Annotated in this window: 11 protein-coding genes, 1 rRNA gene and 1 pseudogene; 2 read left to right on the top strand and 11 right to left on the bottom strand. The window is 71.5% G+C overall.

The window, feature by feature from the left end:
* Positions 1-50 precede the first annotated feature (50 nt).
* The 4 genes from IU476_RS30815 to steA all read right to left on the bottom strand — a co-directional run bounded on the left by IU476_RS30815 (position 51) and on the right by steA (position 4,780).
* Positions 51-707 (bottom strand): NUDIX domain-containing protein, encoded by a 657-nt coding sequence (locus tag IU476_RS30815; protein WP_438944089.1) that lies wholly within the window; start codon positions 705-707, stop codon positions 51-53.
* A complete protein-coding gene (pyrG, locus tag IU476_RS30810) occupies positions 704-2,443 on the bottom strand; it encodes a CTP synthase (RefSeq protein WP_195105825.1) in 1,740 nt (579 codons plus the stop codon). The genes IU476_RS30815 and pyrG overlap by 4 nt, the downstream gene beginning before the upstream one ends.
* A 192-nt stretch (positions 2,444-2,635) precedes the next feature.
* Positions 2,636-3,556 carry a copper transporter gene (locus IU476_RS30805; RefSeq protein ID WP_195105824.1) on the bottom strand — a complete coding sequence of 307 codons (921 nt, stop codon included), beginning with the start codon at positions 3,554-3,556 and terminating at the stop codon, positions 2,636-2,638.
* 9 nt (positions 3,557-3,565) lie between these two features.
* Positions 3,566-4,780 (bottom strand): putative cytokinetic ring protein SteA, encoded by a 1,215-nt coding sequence (gene steA / locus IU476_RS30800; protein WP_195105823.1) that lies wholly within the window; start codon positions 4,778-4,780, stop codon positions 3,566-3,568.
* Positions 4,781-5,002: 222 nt separating this feature from the next.
* Here steA and IU476_RS30795 point away from each other — a divergent pair, with 222 nt between their 5' ends.
* Entirely contained in the window at positions 5,003-5,425 is a 423-nt protein-coding gene (locus IU476_RS30795) for an SRPBCC family protein (RefSeq protein WP_195105822.1), read from the top strand.
* A gap of 49 nt (positions 5,426-5,474) precedes the next feature.
* Here IU476_RS30795 and recN read toward each other — a convergent pair whose 3' ends face one another.
* Genes recN through IU476_RS30775 form a run of 4 tightly spaced genes read right to left on the bottom strand, consistent with a single transcriptional unit; the run spans position 5,475 to position 9,378 of the window.
* Positions 5,475-7,253, bottom strand: a complete 1,779-nt coding sequence (gene recN / locus IU476_RS30790; RefSeq protein WP_195105821.1) for a DNA repair protein RecN — start codon at positions 7,251-7,253, stop codon at positions 5,475-5,477.
* Positions 7,231-8,280 (bottom strand): NAD kinase, encoded by a 1,050-nt coding sequence (locus IU476_RS30785; RefSeq protein WP_195105820.1) that lies wholly within the window; start codon positions 8,278-8,280, stop codon positions 7,231-7,233. The genes recN and IU476_RS30785 overlap by 23 nt, the downstream gene beginning before the upstream one ends.
* Positions 8,250-9,065: a TlyA family RNA methyltransferase gene (locus IU476_RS30780; RefSeq protein ID WP_195105819.1), complete on the bottom strand. Its 816-nt coding sequence runs from the start codon at positions 9,063-9,065 to the stop codon at positions 8,250-8,252. Before IU476_RS30780 ends, IU476_RS30785 begins: the two co-directional genes overlap by 31 nt.
* Position 9,066: 1 nt before the next feature.
* Positions 9,067-9,378 (bottom strand): hypothetical protein, encoded by a 312-nt coding sequence (locus tag IU476_RS30775; protein ID WP_195105818.1) that lies wholly within the window; start codon positions 9,376-9,378, stop codon positions 9,067-9,069.
* Positions 9,379-10,128: 750 nt separating this feature from the next.
* On the opposite strand from IU476_RS30775, the gene IU476_RS30770 reads away from it, so the two are divergent.
* Complete coding sequence (locus IU476_RS30770) at positions 10,129-10,734, top strand: YdcF family protein (RefSeq protein WP_195105817.1); 606 nt, start codon at positions 10,129-10,131, stop codon at positions 10,732-10,734.
* Here IU476_RS30770 and IU476_RS30765 read toward each other — a convergent pair.
* The 3 genes and pseudogenes from IU476_RS30765 to rrf form a co-directional block, all read right to left on the bottom strand.
* A complete protein-coding gene (locus IU476_RS30765; protein WP_195105816.1) occupies positions 10,724-11,611 on the bottom strand; it encodes an HAD-IIA family hydrolase in 888 nt (295 codons plus the stop codon). The two genes, IU476_RS30770 and IU476_RS30765, sit on opposite strands and share 11 nt — an antisense overlap.
* 489 nt (positions 11,612-12,100) lie before the next feature.
* Positions 12,101-13,168 (bottom strand): annotated as a pseudogene (locus IU476_RS30760) (hypothetical protein); the annotation flags it as partial.
* Between the two features lie 1,006 nt (positions 13,169-14,174).
* Positions 14,175-14,291, bottom strand: a 5S ribosomal RNA gene (rrf, locus tag IU476_RS30755).
* Positions 14,292-14,296 lie beyond the last annotated feature (5 nt).

Below are 14,296 nucleotides of genomic sequence, written 5' to 3'. Positions count from 1 at the left end.
GCATGAGTCGCATGCTTTTTCGCCCCGTGGCGGTACACCGACCGGTTCGGTTACTTCGCCTCACCCACCGGCGTCCGCCGGGCCTTACGTTCCAGGAACGCCGTGGGCATCCCCGGCCACGGGGCGTCGGCGGGCCGCAGCGCGATCTCGCGACTGCGCGCCGTGGCCAGCGCCAGCACGCCCGCCACGGCGGTCGCGTTCACGATCTCGCCGCCGAGCGCGGCCCGCACGGCGTCGTCGAGCGGCAACCGCACGATCTCGAGGTCGGCCTCCTCGAATTCGGGCTCGGGGCGATCGGTGTCGTACAGCCCGGTCGCCAGGTAGATGCGCAGCGACTCGTCGGTGAAGCCGGGTGAGAGCGCGACGTCCACCAGCACCGACCACTCGCGCGCGGCCAGGCCGGTCTCCTCGGCGAGTTCGCGCCGCGCGGCCGTGAGCGGGTCCTCGCCGGGCTGGTCGAGCAGCCCGGCGGGCAGTTCGAGCAGTCGCCGCCCGAGCGGGTGCCGGTACTGGTTGATCAGTACGACGTCACCCGCGTCGTCCAGCGCGGCGACCGCCACCGCGCCGTGGTGCTCGATCACCTCGCGTTCGACGACCCGCCCGCCCGGCATCGCCACCTGGTCCAGCCGCAGCGCCAGGATCGCGCCCGAATACACCGTGGTGCTGGCGACCGTCTCGAAATCGTGACTGCCCGGGATGCCGGTCACTGCGCGACCCGCTCCCCCTCGTCGATGGCGATCTCACCCTCGATGTCGACCGGAAGCCGTTCGGCCGCTTTGTATTTCAGCGCCGCGTTGACCAGACCGGCGAACAGCGGATGCGGCCGGGTGGGCCGGCTCTTCAGCTCCGGATGCGCCTGGGTGGCAACGAAATACGGGTGCCGGTCGGCGGGCAGCTCGACGAATTCGACCAGGTGCCCGTCGGGCGAGGTGCCGCTGAATCGCAAGCCGCTCTGGGCGATCCGGTCGCGGTAGGCGTTGTTCACCTCGAAGCGGTGCCGGTGCCGCTCGGACACCTCGGTGGTGCCGTATGCCTGCGCGACCACCGAACCCGGTTGCAGCACAGCCGGATACGCGCCCAGCCGCATGGTGCCGCCGAGGTCGGCCTCCCCCGCCACGGCGTCCTTCTGGTCGGCCATGGTCGAGATCACGGGATGCTCGGTCTCGGGCTCGAACTCCGCGGAGTTGGCGTCCGTGAGCCCCACCGAGCGCGCCGCCTCGATCACCATGCACTGCAGGCCCAGGCACAGCCCGAGCAGCGGGATGCCGCGGGTGCGGGCGTAGTGGATGGCGCCGACCTTGCCCTCGATGCCGCGGATGCCGAAACCGCCCGGGATGAGCACGGCGTCGACGTCGTGCAGATGCTGCTGGGCGCCGGCCGGGGTCTCGCATTCGTCGGACTGCACCCAGCGGATGTTGACCTTCGCCTTGGCCGCGAAGCCGCCCGCGCGCAGCGCCTCGGTCACCGACAGGTAGGCGTCCGGCAGATCGACGTACTTGCCGACCAGCGCCACGGTGACGTGCTCGCGCGGGTTGTGCACGCGGTCGAGCAGATCGCCCCACACCGTCCAGTCCACGTCCCGGAACGGCATGCCCAGCTTGCGGACCACGTAGGCGTCCAGGCCCTCGCGGTGCAGCACGCGCGGGATGTCGTAGATCGACGGCGCGTCCGGGGTCGAGATGCAGGCGTCGACGTCGACGTCGCACATCAGCGCGATCTTGTTCTTCAGGCCCGGCGGCACCTCGCGGTCGCAGCGCAGGATCAGCGCGTCGGGCTGGATGCCGATGTTGCGCAGGGCGGCCACGGAGTGCTGGGTCGGCTTGGTCTTGAGCTCGCCGGAGGGCGCCAGGTACGGCACCAGGGTCACGTGCAGGAAGAAGACGTTCTCGCGCCCGACCTCGTGCCGGATCTGCCGAGCCGCCTCCAGGAACGGCTGCGACTCGATGTCGCCGACGGTGCCGCCGATCTCGGTGATCACCACGTCGGGCACCTGGCCGTAGAGGTCGGGGCCGGCGGTCGCGAGGATGCGGCTCTTGATCTCGTCGGTGATGTGCGGGATCACCTGGACGGTGTCGCCGAGGTACTCGCCGCGGCGTTCCTTGGCGATGACCGACGAATAGACCTGTCCGGTGGTGACGTTGGCGTCCCGCGACAGGTCCCGGTCGAGGAAGCGCTCGTAGTGGCCGACGTCGAGGTCGGTCTCCGCGCCGTCCTCGGTCACGAACACCTCACCGTGCTGGAAGGGGTTCATGGTGCCGGGATCGACGTTGAGATAGGGATCGAGCTTCTGCATCGTCACGCGCAGGCCGCGCGCGGTGAGCAGTTGCCCGAGGCTCGAGGCCGTCAGTCCCTTGCCGAGGGAGGAGGCGACACCACCGCTCACGAAGAGGAACTTGGTGGCTGTCTGATGCGGAGAAAGCGCCGGAATCCGTGATTGACCCACGGGACTTCACGTTAACACGAAAAACGGTAGCCGATCGACGCCACGCGAGGTAGCCGCGAGATGGCTGAAGTTCTTTCGTCACTTGCGCCCCATCCGACGCGCGAGGCACATCCACCCCTGTTGCCCCGGCACGGGCCGCGCGTTCCGCGCGTCGAAGGGCCGCGACACGATTCTCCGGATGTGTGCCGGACCTCAGCGCGGCGACGCGGTCACGGTCAGCGAACCCGCCCGGTCCCCGGTTCCGTAACGGCCGCTGACCCCGCCGAGCTGTTCGCCGAGGGCGAGAGCCGTTGTCACGCGGCCGATCTCGCGGTCGACATTGTCGACGGTGCTGACCGCGCCGCCGAGCCGGGCATCCTCGCGCACCACCGCGATCGGCCCCGAACCCGCGGCGGCGCCGGGCCGCCCGGCCAGCACCACGCCCGCGCCGCGCCCCTTCAGCCCACCGGCGAACCGGGCGGCGATGGAGCCGCGATTGTTCTCGTCGGCCCGGGCGCCGTCACCGGTGACCACCACGGCCAGCTGCGCCGGGTGCACGGTGTCCGCGGTAAGGAAACCGCCGCCGCGCAAGGTGTCCAGGATGAGTCCGCGTTCCTGGTCGGTGGCGCGCGGCTGCCCGTTCGCGGGATCGGTGAGCAGCGCCACGCCGAGCAGGTCCCCGGCCAGACTGCCCTGGTCCACCGCGCCGGTCGGCAGCTGCGCGCCGGCCGGGATCATGTTGGTCACCGCCGTGCGCAGCCGGTCGCCCTGCCCGGAGTCCACGAAGGCGTCGGTCAGCGCGACCGTGCCGCTCACCACCGCGCCGGCCGTGGTCAGCGACTTGGTCACCGCCTCGACGTCGCCGCCGTCGGCGTCGGGTGTGGTGAACACCAGCACCGTGCGGTCGGTGAGCGTCCCGCCGAGCAGTCTGCCCGCCGAGCGCGCCACGAACGCGTCCGCGGCCCGCACCTGCGCGTTCAGCGCGTCGTTCGCGGCGGCCAGTTCGTCGGCGCGCGCCGCGGCGCTGTCGGTGCGCAGCGGACCGCCGCGCGACTGCGCGCCGAGCAGGACGCCGACGGCCAGCGCCAGCAGGATCGCCGCGATCGGGACGGCATACCGGCGAATCGAGAACACCTGTCCCCCTCAGACTTTGCGGTCGAGTAGGCCCCGCGCCCAGGCTTCGGTGTGCTGCCAGGTGTCGCGCGCCCAGTCCAGCACGTCGCCGCCCGAATGCCGGGAGACCAGCAGCGCCACGATCAACGCGACCAGCGCGGCCAGCACCAACAGCGCCGCCGCCCAGCCGGAGGTGCGGTGCCGGTACAGCGTGGCCACGGCCTTGGCGTCCATCAGCTTGGAACCGGTCTTGAGCCGGGTCAGGAAGGTCGCCGGGTTCGATTCGCGCCGGCTGCGGTCGAAGAAGTCGTCCAGCGAGGCGGCTGCGCCGCAGGTGACGATCAGCGCCGCGCCGTGATGGTCGGCGAGCAGCAGCGCCAGGTCGGTCGCCGATCCCGAGGACGGGAAGGTGGTCGCGCCGATGCCGAGATCCTGGATGCGCTCGAGTCCCTTGGCGTGCCCGTCGGTGTCGGCGGGCAGGATCACCTCGGCACCGCATTTCAGCGTCGTCGCCGTGATCTCCTCCGGGTCGCCGACGATCAGGTCGGGCCGGTAGCCGCAGCGCATCAGGGTGTCGGCGCCGCGGCCCACGCCGACCAGGATCGGCGCGTACTCCTTGACGAACGGCTTGAGCGACTTCAGGTCCTCGCGGTGGTCGGGCCCGTCGGCGACCACCACGACATGCCGCTTGCGCATGGACAGCTGCAGGTCCGGCACCCCGAGGCCGTCGATCAGCAGGGCGCTCTCGGTGCGCACGAACTCGATCGTGTTGCCCGCGAACGCCTCCAGGTGGTCGGCCAGGCCGTTGCGGGCGGCGATCATGCGCTCGGCGATCGCCGACTCGGTGAGTTCGATGCCCTCGACCAGCGCCTCGGGCACCTTCTTGGTGAGCCGGTCGGCGTAGACGACGCCCTCGTCGACACGGACCTTGACGCCGTCCTTGATCTTGGTGAAGACGTCCGAGGACACCGCGTCCAGCAGCAGGATTCCGTTGGCCACCAGCACTTCCGGGCCGAGATTGGGATATCGCCCGGAGATCGACGGGGAGGCGTTCACCACGGCCACCACGCCCGCCTCGACGAGCCGGTCGGCGGTGACCCGGTCCAGGTCCATCTCGTCGAGCACCACGACGTCGCCCGGTCCGACCCGCCTGAGCAGACGCCGGGTGTTGCGGTCGACCCGGGCTATCCCGGATAAACCGGGTAGCGTTTCGGTGCTCCTCGACAGCAGCGCTGGCATCTTCATGACGCCGATGATGAGCCCGAACCCTCAACCATCGGTGGAGGCGCGCCGACGGCCGCCGGTTGATTCGTCACAGTGATGCCAGCGACGCGTCAGCTACGCGCCGGTAGGTTACCGATATGCTGTGGCGCACGGCACCTCTGCGGGCCCCGCGGGGCTTCGCGCGCCGCCGCCGCGCGGACCGACTACAACCGCGTGGCGCAACGGATTTCGAAGGAGACAGTTATGGCAAGCACCACCCTCGACACCGTCGTGCCCGCCCCGCGCGAGGTGGTGTACAAGATGTTCACCGAGCGCGACAGCCTCAACGGCTATCTGCCGGTCAAGTTCACGCTCAAGCAGCCCGGCTCGCCCGAGCCCGCCGGCGTGGGCGCCCGCTACCGGGTCGGTGTCGGCGGCGTCGGCATCACCGAGGAGACCACCGAGCTGGTCCCCAACGAGCGCATGGCATACAAGATCATCGCCGGCGCCCCCGTCCGCAGCCACACCGGCACCATCACCTTCGCCGACGCCCCCGGCGGCACCCTGGTCACCTACCGCATGGACTCCGAGCCCAAGGTCCCCGTCCCCGCCGCCCTCACCGAACTCCTCCTCAAGGGCCTGATCAGCCCGTTCCTCAGCGCAGCCCGCAAGGCCGCCACCAAATAGAGCGTGACCCGAGGTGCACGCCGAGGCGTGCACCTCGACGCGCGGCCGCTCAGCTGGCGGCGGGGGTGCTGTCCTTTTCGGTGCGGGCGGTTTCCAGGAGTTCTTCGGCGTGGGCCCGGCCGGTTTCGGTGTCGTCCAGGCCTGCCAGCATGCGGGCCAGTTCCTTTACTCGCTCGTCGTTGGTGAGGGCGTGGACGCCGCTGTTGACGCCCTTGCCGTCGTCGACCTTGTCGACCACCAGGTGGGTGTCGGCGAAGGCGGCGACCTGCGGGAGGTGGGTCACCACGATCACCTGGTGGGTGCGGGCCAGGCGGGCCAGGCGGCGGCCGATCTCGACCGCGGCGCGACCGCCCACACCCGCGTCGACCTCGTCGAACACCATGGTGGCGCCGTGCTCGGAGCTGGCCAGCACCACCTCCAGCGCCAGCATCACCCGCGACAGCTCACCGCCCGACGCGCTCTTGCTCAGCGGCAGCGACTGCGCGCCCGAATGCGCCGACAGCCGGAACTCCACCTCGTCGACACCGGCCGAACCGGCGTGTAATTCCTTGCCGTCCACGGTGATCGGGGCGGAGTCCTGGGCCGAGGCGGGCATCGGGCGCACCACCACCTCGAGCTTGGCGCGGCCCATCGCCAGCCCCGACAGCTCGGCGCTCACCGCGGCGGCCAGCTTCTTGGCGGCCTTGGCGCGCGCCGCCGACAGCTTGCGCGCCGTCTCGCGCACCTGCTCGGCCGCCGTCTCGACCTCGGCGGCCAGCGCGGCCAGCGCCTCGTCGGACACGTCGAGCGAATCCAGGCGGCCGCGCGCCTCGTCGGCCCAGGCGATCACGCCGTCGATGTCGGGCGCGTATTTCCTGGTGAGCGTCTTCAATTCGGCCTGCCGGTTCAGCAGCGAATCCAGGGCGCCGGGATCGGACGGCAGATCCGACAGGTAGGTGCTCAGTTCCGTGGTCACGTCCACCACCACCGAGATCGCCTCGCCCAGCCGCGGCGCGAGCTCGGCCAGCGCGCGGTCCTCGGCCGATTCCAGCCGGGCGCGCGCGGCGCCGAGCAGATCCAGCACACCCGCGCCCTCGCCCGGCGCGTCGCCCGGACCGGCCAGCGCGTCGTGCGACGCGGTCGCCGACTCGCGCAGCGAATCCAGATCCGACAGCCGCCGCACCTCGGCGACGATGCGCTCGTCCTCGCCGGGTTCCGGTGCGATGGCGTCGATCTCGTCGAGCGAGTACTTCAGCCGGTCGGCCTCGAGCGCCAGCTCACGACTGCGGGCGGTGCGCTCCAGCAGTTCCGCGCGCGCCTGCAGCCAGGTACGGCGGGCCAGCTGGTACTTGCGCAGCAGCCCGTCGATCGCCGCGCCCGCGAACTGGTCGAGGGCGCGCAGTTGCTGTTCGGGGCGTTGCAACCGCAGCTGGTCGTTCTGCCCGTGCACGGTCAGCAGCGGGGCGGTGAAATCGTTCAGCACCGCCGCCGGCACGCTGCGCCCGCCCAGGTGCGCGCGGGACCGCCCGTCGCTGCCGACGGTGCGCACCGCGATGATGCTGCCGTCGTCGTCGCGTTGCGCCCCAGCCGATTCCAGCACCTTCTCGACCTCGTCGCGGGCGCCGTCGTGCACCTCGTCGACGGTGAACCGGCCCTCCACCACCGCGCGGGCGGCGCCCTGCCGCACCCGGCCCGCGTCGGCGCGCGCCCCGCCGAGCAGATGCAGGCTCGTCACCACCATCGTCTTGCCCGCGCCGGTCTCACCGGTCAGACAGGTCAACCCCGCGTGGAATTGCGCTGTGGCGGTGGAGATGACGCCCAGGCCGTCAATCCTGATCTCTGTCAGCACTCGTGCTCTCCGTTCGGCGGTCTTCGATGTCGCCTGAGCAGGGGCGCTCCGGGGCCGCGCGGGCCTCCGTCACGCCCGGCGGCTCCGGCGATCGACCTCGCCAGCCTGTCACGGGCAGTTGGAATTTGCGCACCATCCGATCGGCGAACGGCGCGGAATCCAGCCGCACCCACAGCACCGGCTCGGTCCCGCGGACCGCCTCGAACCGCCCGCCCTTGGGCAGCGCGAGGGTCCGGCGGCCGTCCAGGAAAACTATCGCATCATGGCCCGTGGCAACGGTTTCCACCGCGATCCGCGACTCCGGGCTGGTCACCAGCGGGCGCGCGAACAAGGCGTGGGCGTTGCTCGGGATGACCAGCAGCGCCTCCAGTTCCGGCCACACCACCGGGCCGCCCGCGGAGAACGCGTAGGCGGTGGAACCGGTGGGGGTCGCGATCAGCACGCCGTCGCAACCGAATTGGGACACGGGGCGGCCGTCGACCTCCAGCACCACCTCCAGCACGCCCATCCGGGCGGCGTTCTCGATACTGGCCTCGTTCAGGGCCCATCCGCGTTCCACGACTACATCATCGACGCGGACACTGACATCTATCGTCATCCGCCGCTCGATGCGGTAATCGCCGTGCACCACCTGCGCCAACGCGTCGTCGAGATGTTCGGCCTCGGCCTCGGTGAGAAATCCGATGCGGCCCAGATTGATTCCGAGCACCGGCACCCGCGCCGCGCGGGCCATCTCCGCGGCGCGCAGGAACGTGCCGTCCCCGCCGAGCGCCAGCACCATCTCGCACCCCGCCGCGGCGCGCGGGCCGTGCGCGACGACCTGGACCGGATAGCCGTCGGGCCGGCCGGTCTCGTCGCAGTCCAGGCGGGTGCTGTAGGCCTCGTCCTCGAGCAGGCGCAGGCCGATTCCGGCGTCCTCGAAGATCTTCGCGACCCGGTGCGCGGTCTCGGTCAGCTCCGGCCGGCCGGGATGCGCGACGAGCAGGATCTCCCGCTTCACTGTGGACCCTCCTCGACCGCCTGCCACACCAGCGCCGCGACGTCCGCGGCCGCGTCGTCCTGCTCCTTGCGCAGCCACAGGAAATATTCGACATTGCCCGAGGGCCCTGGCAGCGGGCTGGCCACCACGCCCCGCGTGCGCAGCCCGAGACCGGCCGCCGCGGCGGCCACCTCGCGCACCGCCTCCGCCCGCAACTGCGGATCACGCACCACGCCGCCGGAGCCTACCCGCTGCTTCCCCACCTCGAACTGCGGTTTCACCATGGGCAGCAAGTCCGCTCCCGGCGCGGTGCACTGCGCCAGGGCCGGCAGCACCAGGCCGAGCGAGATGAACGACAGATCGGCGACCACGAGATCGACGGTCCCGCCGATCGTGTCGGGCGTCAATGCCCGCACGTTGGTGCGGTCGTGGATGCGCACCCGGTCGTCGCTCTGCAGCCGCCACACCAGCTGGCCGTAGCCGACGTCGACCGCCACCACCTCGCGGGCGCCGCGGGCGAGCAGCACATCGGTGAAGCCGCCGGTCGAGGCCCCGGCGTCGAGGCAGCGTTTGCCGGCGACCGTCACGCCCTGCGGTTCGAAAGCGGCCAGCGCGCCCAGCAGTTTGTGCGCGCCCCGCGACGCCCACTGCACCTCGTCGGGCTCCTCCCGCACCAGCAGCGGGATGCCCGGTCCGACGGCCGTCGCCGGTTTCGACGCGACCGTGCCGTTGATCAGGACGCGGCCCGCGCCGATCAGCTCGACCGCGTGCTCCCGCGACCGCGCCAATCCGCGGCGAACCAGTTCGGCGTCCACCCGCGCGCGCCTGGCCAACTCAGATCTTGTCCACCGTCGCCAGCGCCTGGACCAGCACCTCGTGCGCCTGCTCCAGGATCCGGGCCCGCCGGGTGATGTCGGTGCCGGCGGTGGCCGAGCCGGTCGGCAGGGTGGCCGCGAGCCCCGCCGACTCCGAACCGCGCGCTCCCGCAGAAAGTTCCGACAGCAGGGCATCCACCTCCGCACGCACCTGCTCCGGATCGGCGAACCCGGCGGGATCCGTTCCCGCCAGATGCCGCCCGGGCAACGGAACCCCCGGCCGGGGCCCCTGCGATCCGGATTCGTGCGGACGAGACATCGGGGTAGTCATGGTGCCGACAACGCTACCGGAGTTCGCATTCGAACACAGGTTCCGCCCGGCGATCGGAGGCGCGCGTCGAGCGCGGGATGGTCGGCGCGCGCTCCCGGTCACGGCGCGCACGCTGCGGGGTGCGGTGGGGAGAGAGCACGGCGGCGCGGACATCACGGTGGCGAGCAGAGAACACGAACACCACAGTGGCGAATGGACAAGGACTACGCCTGCACGAACACCACGGCGGTGGAGAGAGCACACGCCCGCACGAACATGACGGTGCTTATTAGCGAACACGCCCACGCGAACACTATGGCGGCGGGTAGAGAACACGCCCGCGCGAACACCACAGTGGCGATGGGTAAGCGCACGCCCGCGCGAACACCACGGCAGCGGGGTAGAGAACACGCCGACGCGAACACCTCGGTGGCGGTGGATAAAGCATGGTGGCACGAACACCACGGTGCCGGTGGATAAAGCATGGTGGCGCGAACACCACGGTGCCGGTGGATAAAGCATGGTGGCGCGAACACCACGGTGGCGGTGGATAGAGCACGGTGGCGCGGACATCATGGTGGCGGTGGGTGGAGCGGGGGCATGGTGCGGGCGTTCGGTTGCGGAGAGTGGAGGAAATCGGCGTGGGGGTGGTTGTGGTGGGTGGGTGGGGAGGAGGTGGCCCGGTTTCGGGAGGGGCTGTGCGGTTGGCACAATGTGGCCGTGCGCGGCGATCGGCTCCGAGCGAACTTGTGGCAACCTACTGTGGCGGCGATGTGTCTCGCCGCGGCCGTGGGTGTGGCGGAGTTTCTGAGTTGGCGGGCGTCGCGGCAGTATCTGGCTCAGGGCGGGAAGTCCGTGCCGGGGGCGACGGAAGCCGTTGTGGTCCTGGGGTACCCGTCCGAGCGGGACGGCAGTACGCATCCCCTGCAACGCTGGCGCTGCCGGATCGCCGTGCGATCCATGGACCCCGGTGCCGAGAGCACGCTGGTGTTCACCGGCGGTGCGGTCGCGCGGGACTGGCCCGAGGCCGAGGTCATGGCGCGCTACACCCGCGACGTCCTCGGCGTACCGGCGGCCCGCATCCGCACCGAGACCGCGGCCGAAAGCACTTGGCAGAACATCGAATTCACGATTCCGTTGCTCGAGCACGCGGACCGCGTCAAGATCGCCTCGGACCCCATGCACGCCGCCCGAGCCCGCCGCTACCTCCGGTCGCAACGCCCCGACCTGGCGGCCCGCCTGGCCCCGGCCGCCGACTACCGCTTCGGCGAACAGTGGTGGCTCAAACTCCCCACCGCCGCCCACGAACTCGCCGCCATCGCCCGGCGCCGAGCAGGAGCACTCGCCGGACGATTGTGGGAGTACGTCAGGGCGTGAGGGGGATCGCGCGGCCGGGGTGGTGGCGGAGGAGTTCCGTCAGTTGGTCGGCGAGGTCGGCTTCGGGGTCGATCGGGTCCGCTTCCGCTACCGGGTGATTGAGGGCGTCGAGGGAGTCGGAGATATAGGTGGGGAGGCGGTCGGACGGCTGGCGGCGCAGGTCGGCCAGCGTGCTGACCCCGGTGAGCACCATCAGGGAGGGCAGGCCGACGCGGTGGGCGCCGTCGATGTCGGTATCCAGGCGGTCGCCGACGACCAGGGCGGCGCGGGTGCCGGCCCGCTCCAGCGCGTCCTCCAGCAGCGGCGCGTACGGTTTCCCGGCGACGATCGGCTCCCGGTCCGTGGCGGCGCGCAGGGCGGCGACCATGGAGCCGTTGCCGGGCGCGAGACCGCGCTCGTTCGGCAGGGTGGCGTCGGTGTTGGCCGCGACCCACAGCGCCCCCGCGCGCAACGCGTAGGCCGCTTCCGCGAGGTCGGGCCAGGCGGTCTGCGGTGAATGTCCTTGTACCACAGCGTCGGGCGGCACCTCGTCGAAACGCCGCACCGGCCGCAGGCCGACCCGCTCGATCTCGGCGGCCAGATCATCGGTGCCGACGATCAGGACGGTCTCGCCCGGCCGCAGCCGCCCGGCCAGCACCCGCGCCGCCGCCTGCGCACTGGTCACCACGTCGTCGGGCGTCGCCGCGAAGCCCAGCTCCGCCAGGTGAGCGGCGACGGCGGCCGCCGACCGGCTGGCGTTGTTGGTGACGTACATCAGCGCCTGGGACAGCGCCGGCGAAAGCGCTTCCGGCGCACCGGGAATCACCGCGCTCCCGCGATACAGCGTGCCGTCGAGGTCCAGCAGCACCGCACCGAACGGGTCCCGCAACCGCGTCACTTGCTCCACCTTCTCCGGGCGTCGAACACCCACTCGCTGTCACTCGCCGGGTTCATCGTCTCGGGTTTCCCACGCGCGTACTTGCGAACGGTTCCGGCAATCGCTGAACGACAAAGGGAGAGACCCGATCCGGCCCCCCGCTCGCTTGGGACGTCGGCCTCCGCTCCGTGTCCCGGTCGCCGCTTCCCATCTCGGCCTCACCCCTGCACGCGGTGCGCGAACCCGGCGACACCGGCCCCTCGCGTTCCGGTCGTTGCCTTCCGTTCCCTACAGGTTCCGGTCGCCGTTCTCCGTATCCCGCTGCCCGTTTTCCGGATCTCCCGGCTCCCGGCCTCCGGTTTCGGCGTCTCCCGAGTCCTGGTTGTCGCTTTCCGTGTCTCGCGAGTGCCGGTCGTCGTCATCCGTATCCTCCGGGTCCCGGTCGGCGCTTTCCTCGGCCTCGCGGTCCCACGCGTCGTCATCCTCGGCGAAATCCGTTCCGCCGGAGGCGAGTTCGTCGGCGCGTTCCTCGGCGTCGGTTTCGGCGTCGACGTCGGCGGAGGCGGCGTTGAGGAACCAGGTGAGGGCCTCGTCGGTGCGGTCGGCGGCGAGCAGGGCCTCCGCGTAGGCGTAGAACAGGCGGGCGGCGGCGGAGCCGGTGCGCGCGGGGTCCAGTTCGGAGGTCTGCAGTGTCACGACGGCCTGGTCGTACTGCCCCAGGTCCATGCGCGCGCCCGCGACGACGATGCGCAGCTCGGTGACCTCGTCGCCCGTCAGCCGGCGCGCTTCGTCGCTGCGTCCGAGTTCGATCGCGCGTTCGGGGCGGCCCAGGCCGCGCTCGCAGTCCGCCATCACGGCGAGCAGCCCGGATCCGCCGGACATTCGCCGCGCGGTCCGCAGTTCCGACAGCGCCTCGGCCCACTCGCCCGCGTGATAGGCGATGACTCCGGCGGTTTCGCGCACCACCGCGATGCGCCCCGCGCGCTGCCGGGCGGCGCGGGCGTGTGCCAGTGCCTGCTCCGGGTCGTCCTCGAGCAGCCGGGTCGCCATCACGAGGTGGCGGGCCACGGTCTCGGCGTTGTTCTTGTCCAGGCTGAGCAGATCGCGACGGACCGCGGAATCGAGTTCGGCGGCCTGCACGTCCTCGGGCAGCGGCGGTTCGTCCGGACGGGCGTCGCGCCGGTCCGCACCGCGTCCACCCGACACCTGCGCGCCTTCTCCGCCGCGCCGGCGCTCCGGACCACGGTCGCCCTCGCCACCCGTCCGGTCGATCGTGGCGTTGTCGTCGTTCAGGTCACCGCGGTCGTGCTCGGCATCGCGTGCCGCGTCGGACCGGCGATCGTTGCCACGCCGGAAACCACCGCGGTCGTCGTCGCGCCGGAAGCCGCCGCGGTCGTCGTCGCGTCCGAAACGCCGGTCGCCTGACTGCCCGAAGCCGCCACGACCGCCACCCTCGCGCCGGTCACCGAACGAACGCTCGGAACCACCGCGACCCGCGCCGCGCGAAAACCCGCCACGCCCACCGCTTTCGCCGCGGGAGAACCCGCCCGAGCCCGGACGGTCCGAGCCACCGCGACGGCCTTCGCCTCGATCGAAGCCACCACGGTTCTCGCCGTACGAGCGGTCCGAGCCGCCGCGGCGATCTCCGCCACGGTGGAAACCGCCACGGTTCTCGCCACCGGAACGGTCGGAGCCTTCCCGACGGTCGAATCCGCCGCGCTTCTCGCCGAAGGAGCGGTCCGAATCCCCACGACGGCCCGCGCCGCGATCGAAACCACGGTTACCGCCGGAGGAGCGGTCCGAGTCGCCACGACGACCCTCGCCACGATCGAAGCCACCACGGCCCTCGCCGTAGGGACGGTCCGAGTCGCCACGACGGCCCTCGCCACGGTTGAATCCGCCGCGGTTGCCGCCGTACGGACGGTCCGAGTCCTCGCGACGGCCTTCACCCCGGTTGAATCCTCCGCGATTGCCGCCGGAGGAGCGGTCCGAGTCGCCGCGACGGCCCTCGCCGCGATCGAAGCCGCCGCGGCTGCCGCCGTAAGGACGGTCGGAGCCGCCCTGGCGGCCGCGGTCCGAGCCGCCTCGGTTCTCGCCGTAGGGACGGTCGGAACTGCCGCGCCGGCCTTCGCCGTAGCCGCGGTCCGAGCCGCCGCTGCGCTTGAAGCCGCCGCGGTTGTCGCCGTCGCGCCCCGAGTCGCGGCCGCCGTCGGGCTGGCCGCCGCTGCGCCGGAAACCACCGCCGCCGGTGCGCCGCTCGTCGCCGCGATCGGACCGGGGCGGATAGGACCGTCCCTCGCCCGATCGGTCATCGCCCGACCGCTCGCGTGGGGGCCGTCCGGAACCAGAATCCTGGCCGGACCCGCTGCTGCGGCGGAAGGGCTTCCGACCGTCGTTCTGCTCCGACACGGTGTTCCCTTTCTCTGTTCGTGCTTCGTTGCCCGGCCGAGGGCGCTCGTAGCCGTGCGGGCTGCTCCCGCCTACTCGAATTCAACCACGTGCCGAGGGACCCGCCGCCATGCGGCACAGGCCGTAGAACGACGAAAAGGGGACCCACGGTGGGGCCCCCTTTTCGGGAAGTATGTTCCGGCGGTGTCCTACTCTCCCACACCCTGTCGAGTGCAGTACCATCGGCGCAGGTGAGCTTAGCTTCCGGGTTCGGAATGGGACCGGGCGTTTCCCCACCGCTATAACCGCCGTAACTCT

Origin of the sequence: Nocardia blacklockiae (genome assembly GCF_015477355.1) — a bacterium.
Taxonomy (GTDB): domain Bacteria; phylum Actinomycetota; class Actinomycetes; order Mycobacteriales; family Mycobacteriaceae; genus Nocardia; species Nocardia blacklockiae.
This window is presented reverse-complemented; position numbering and strand designations above follow the sequence as displayed.

Bases quoted from the DNA above. Each gene is read 5' to 3' on its own strand.
- steA (WP_195105823.1), bottom strand. From the start codon at position 4,780: ATGAAGATGCCAGCGCTGCTGTCGAGGAGCACCGAAACGCTACCCGGT.
- IU476_RS30795 (WP_195105822.1), top strand. From the start codon at position 5,003: ATGGCAAGCACCACCCTCGACACCGTCGTGCCCGCCCCGCGCGAGGTG.
- IU476_RS30775 (WP_195105818.1), bottom strand. From the start codon at position 9,378: ATGACTACCCCGATGTCTCGTCCGCACGAATCCGGATCGCAGGGGCCC.
- IU476_RS30770 (WP_195105817.1), top strand. From the start codon at position 10,129: ATGTGTCTCGCCGCGGCCGTGGGTGTGGCGGAGTTTCTGAGTTGGCGG.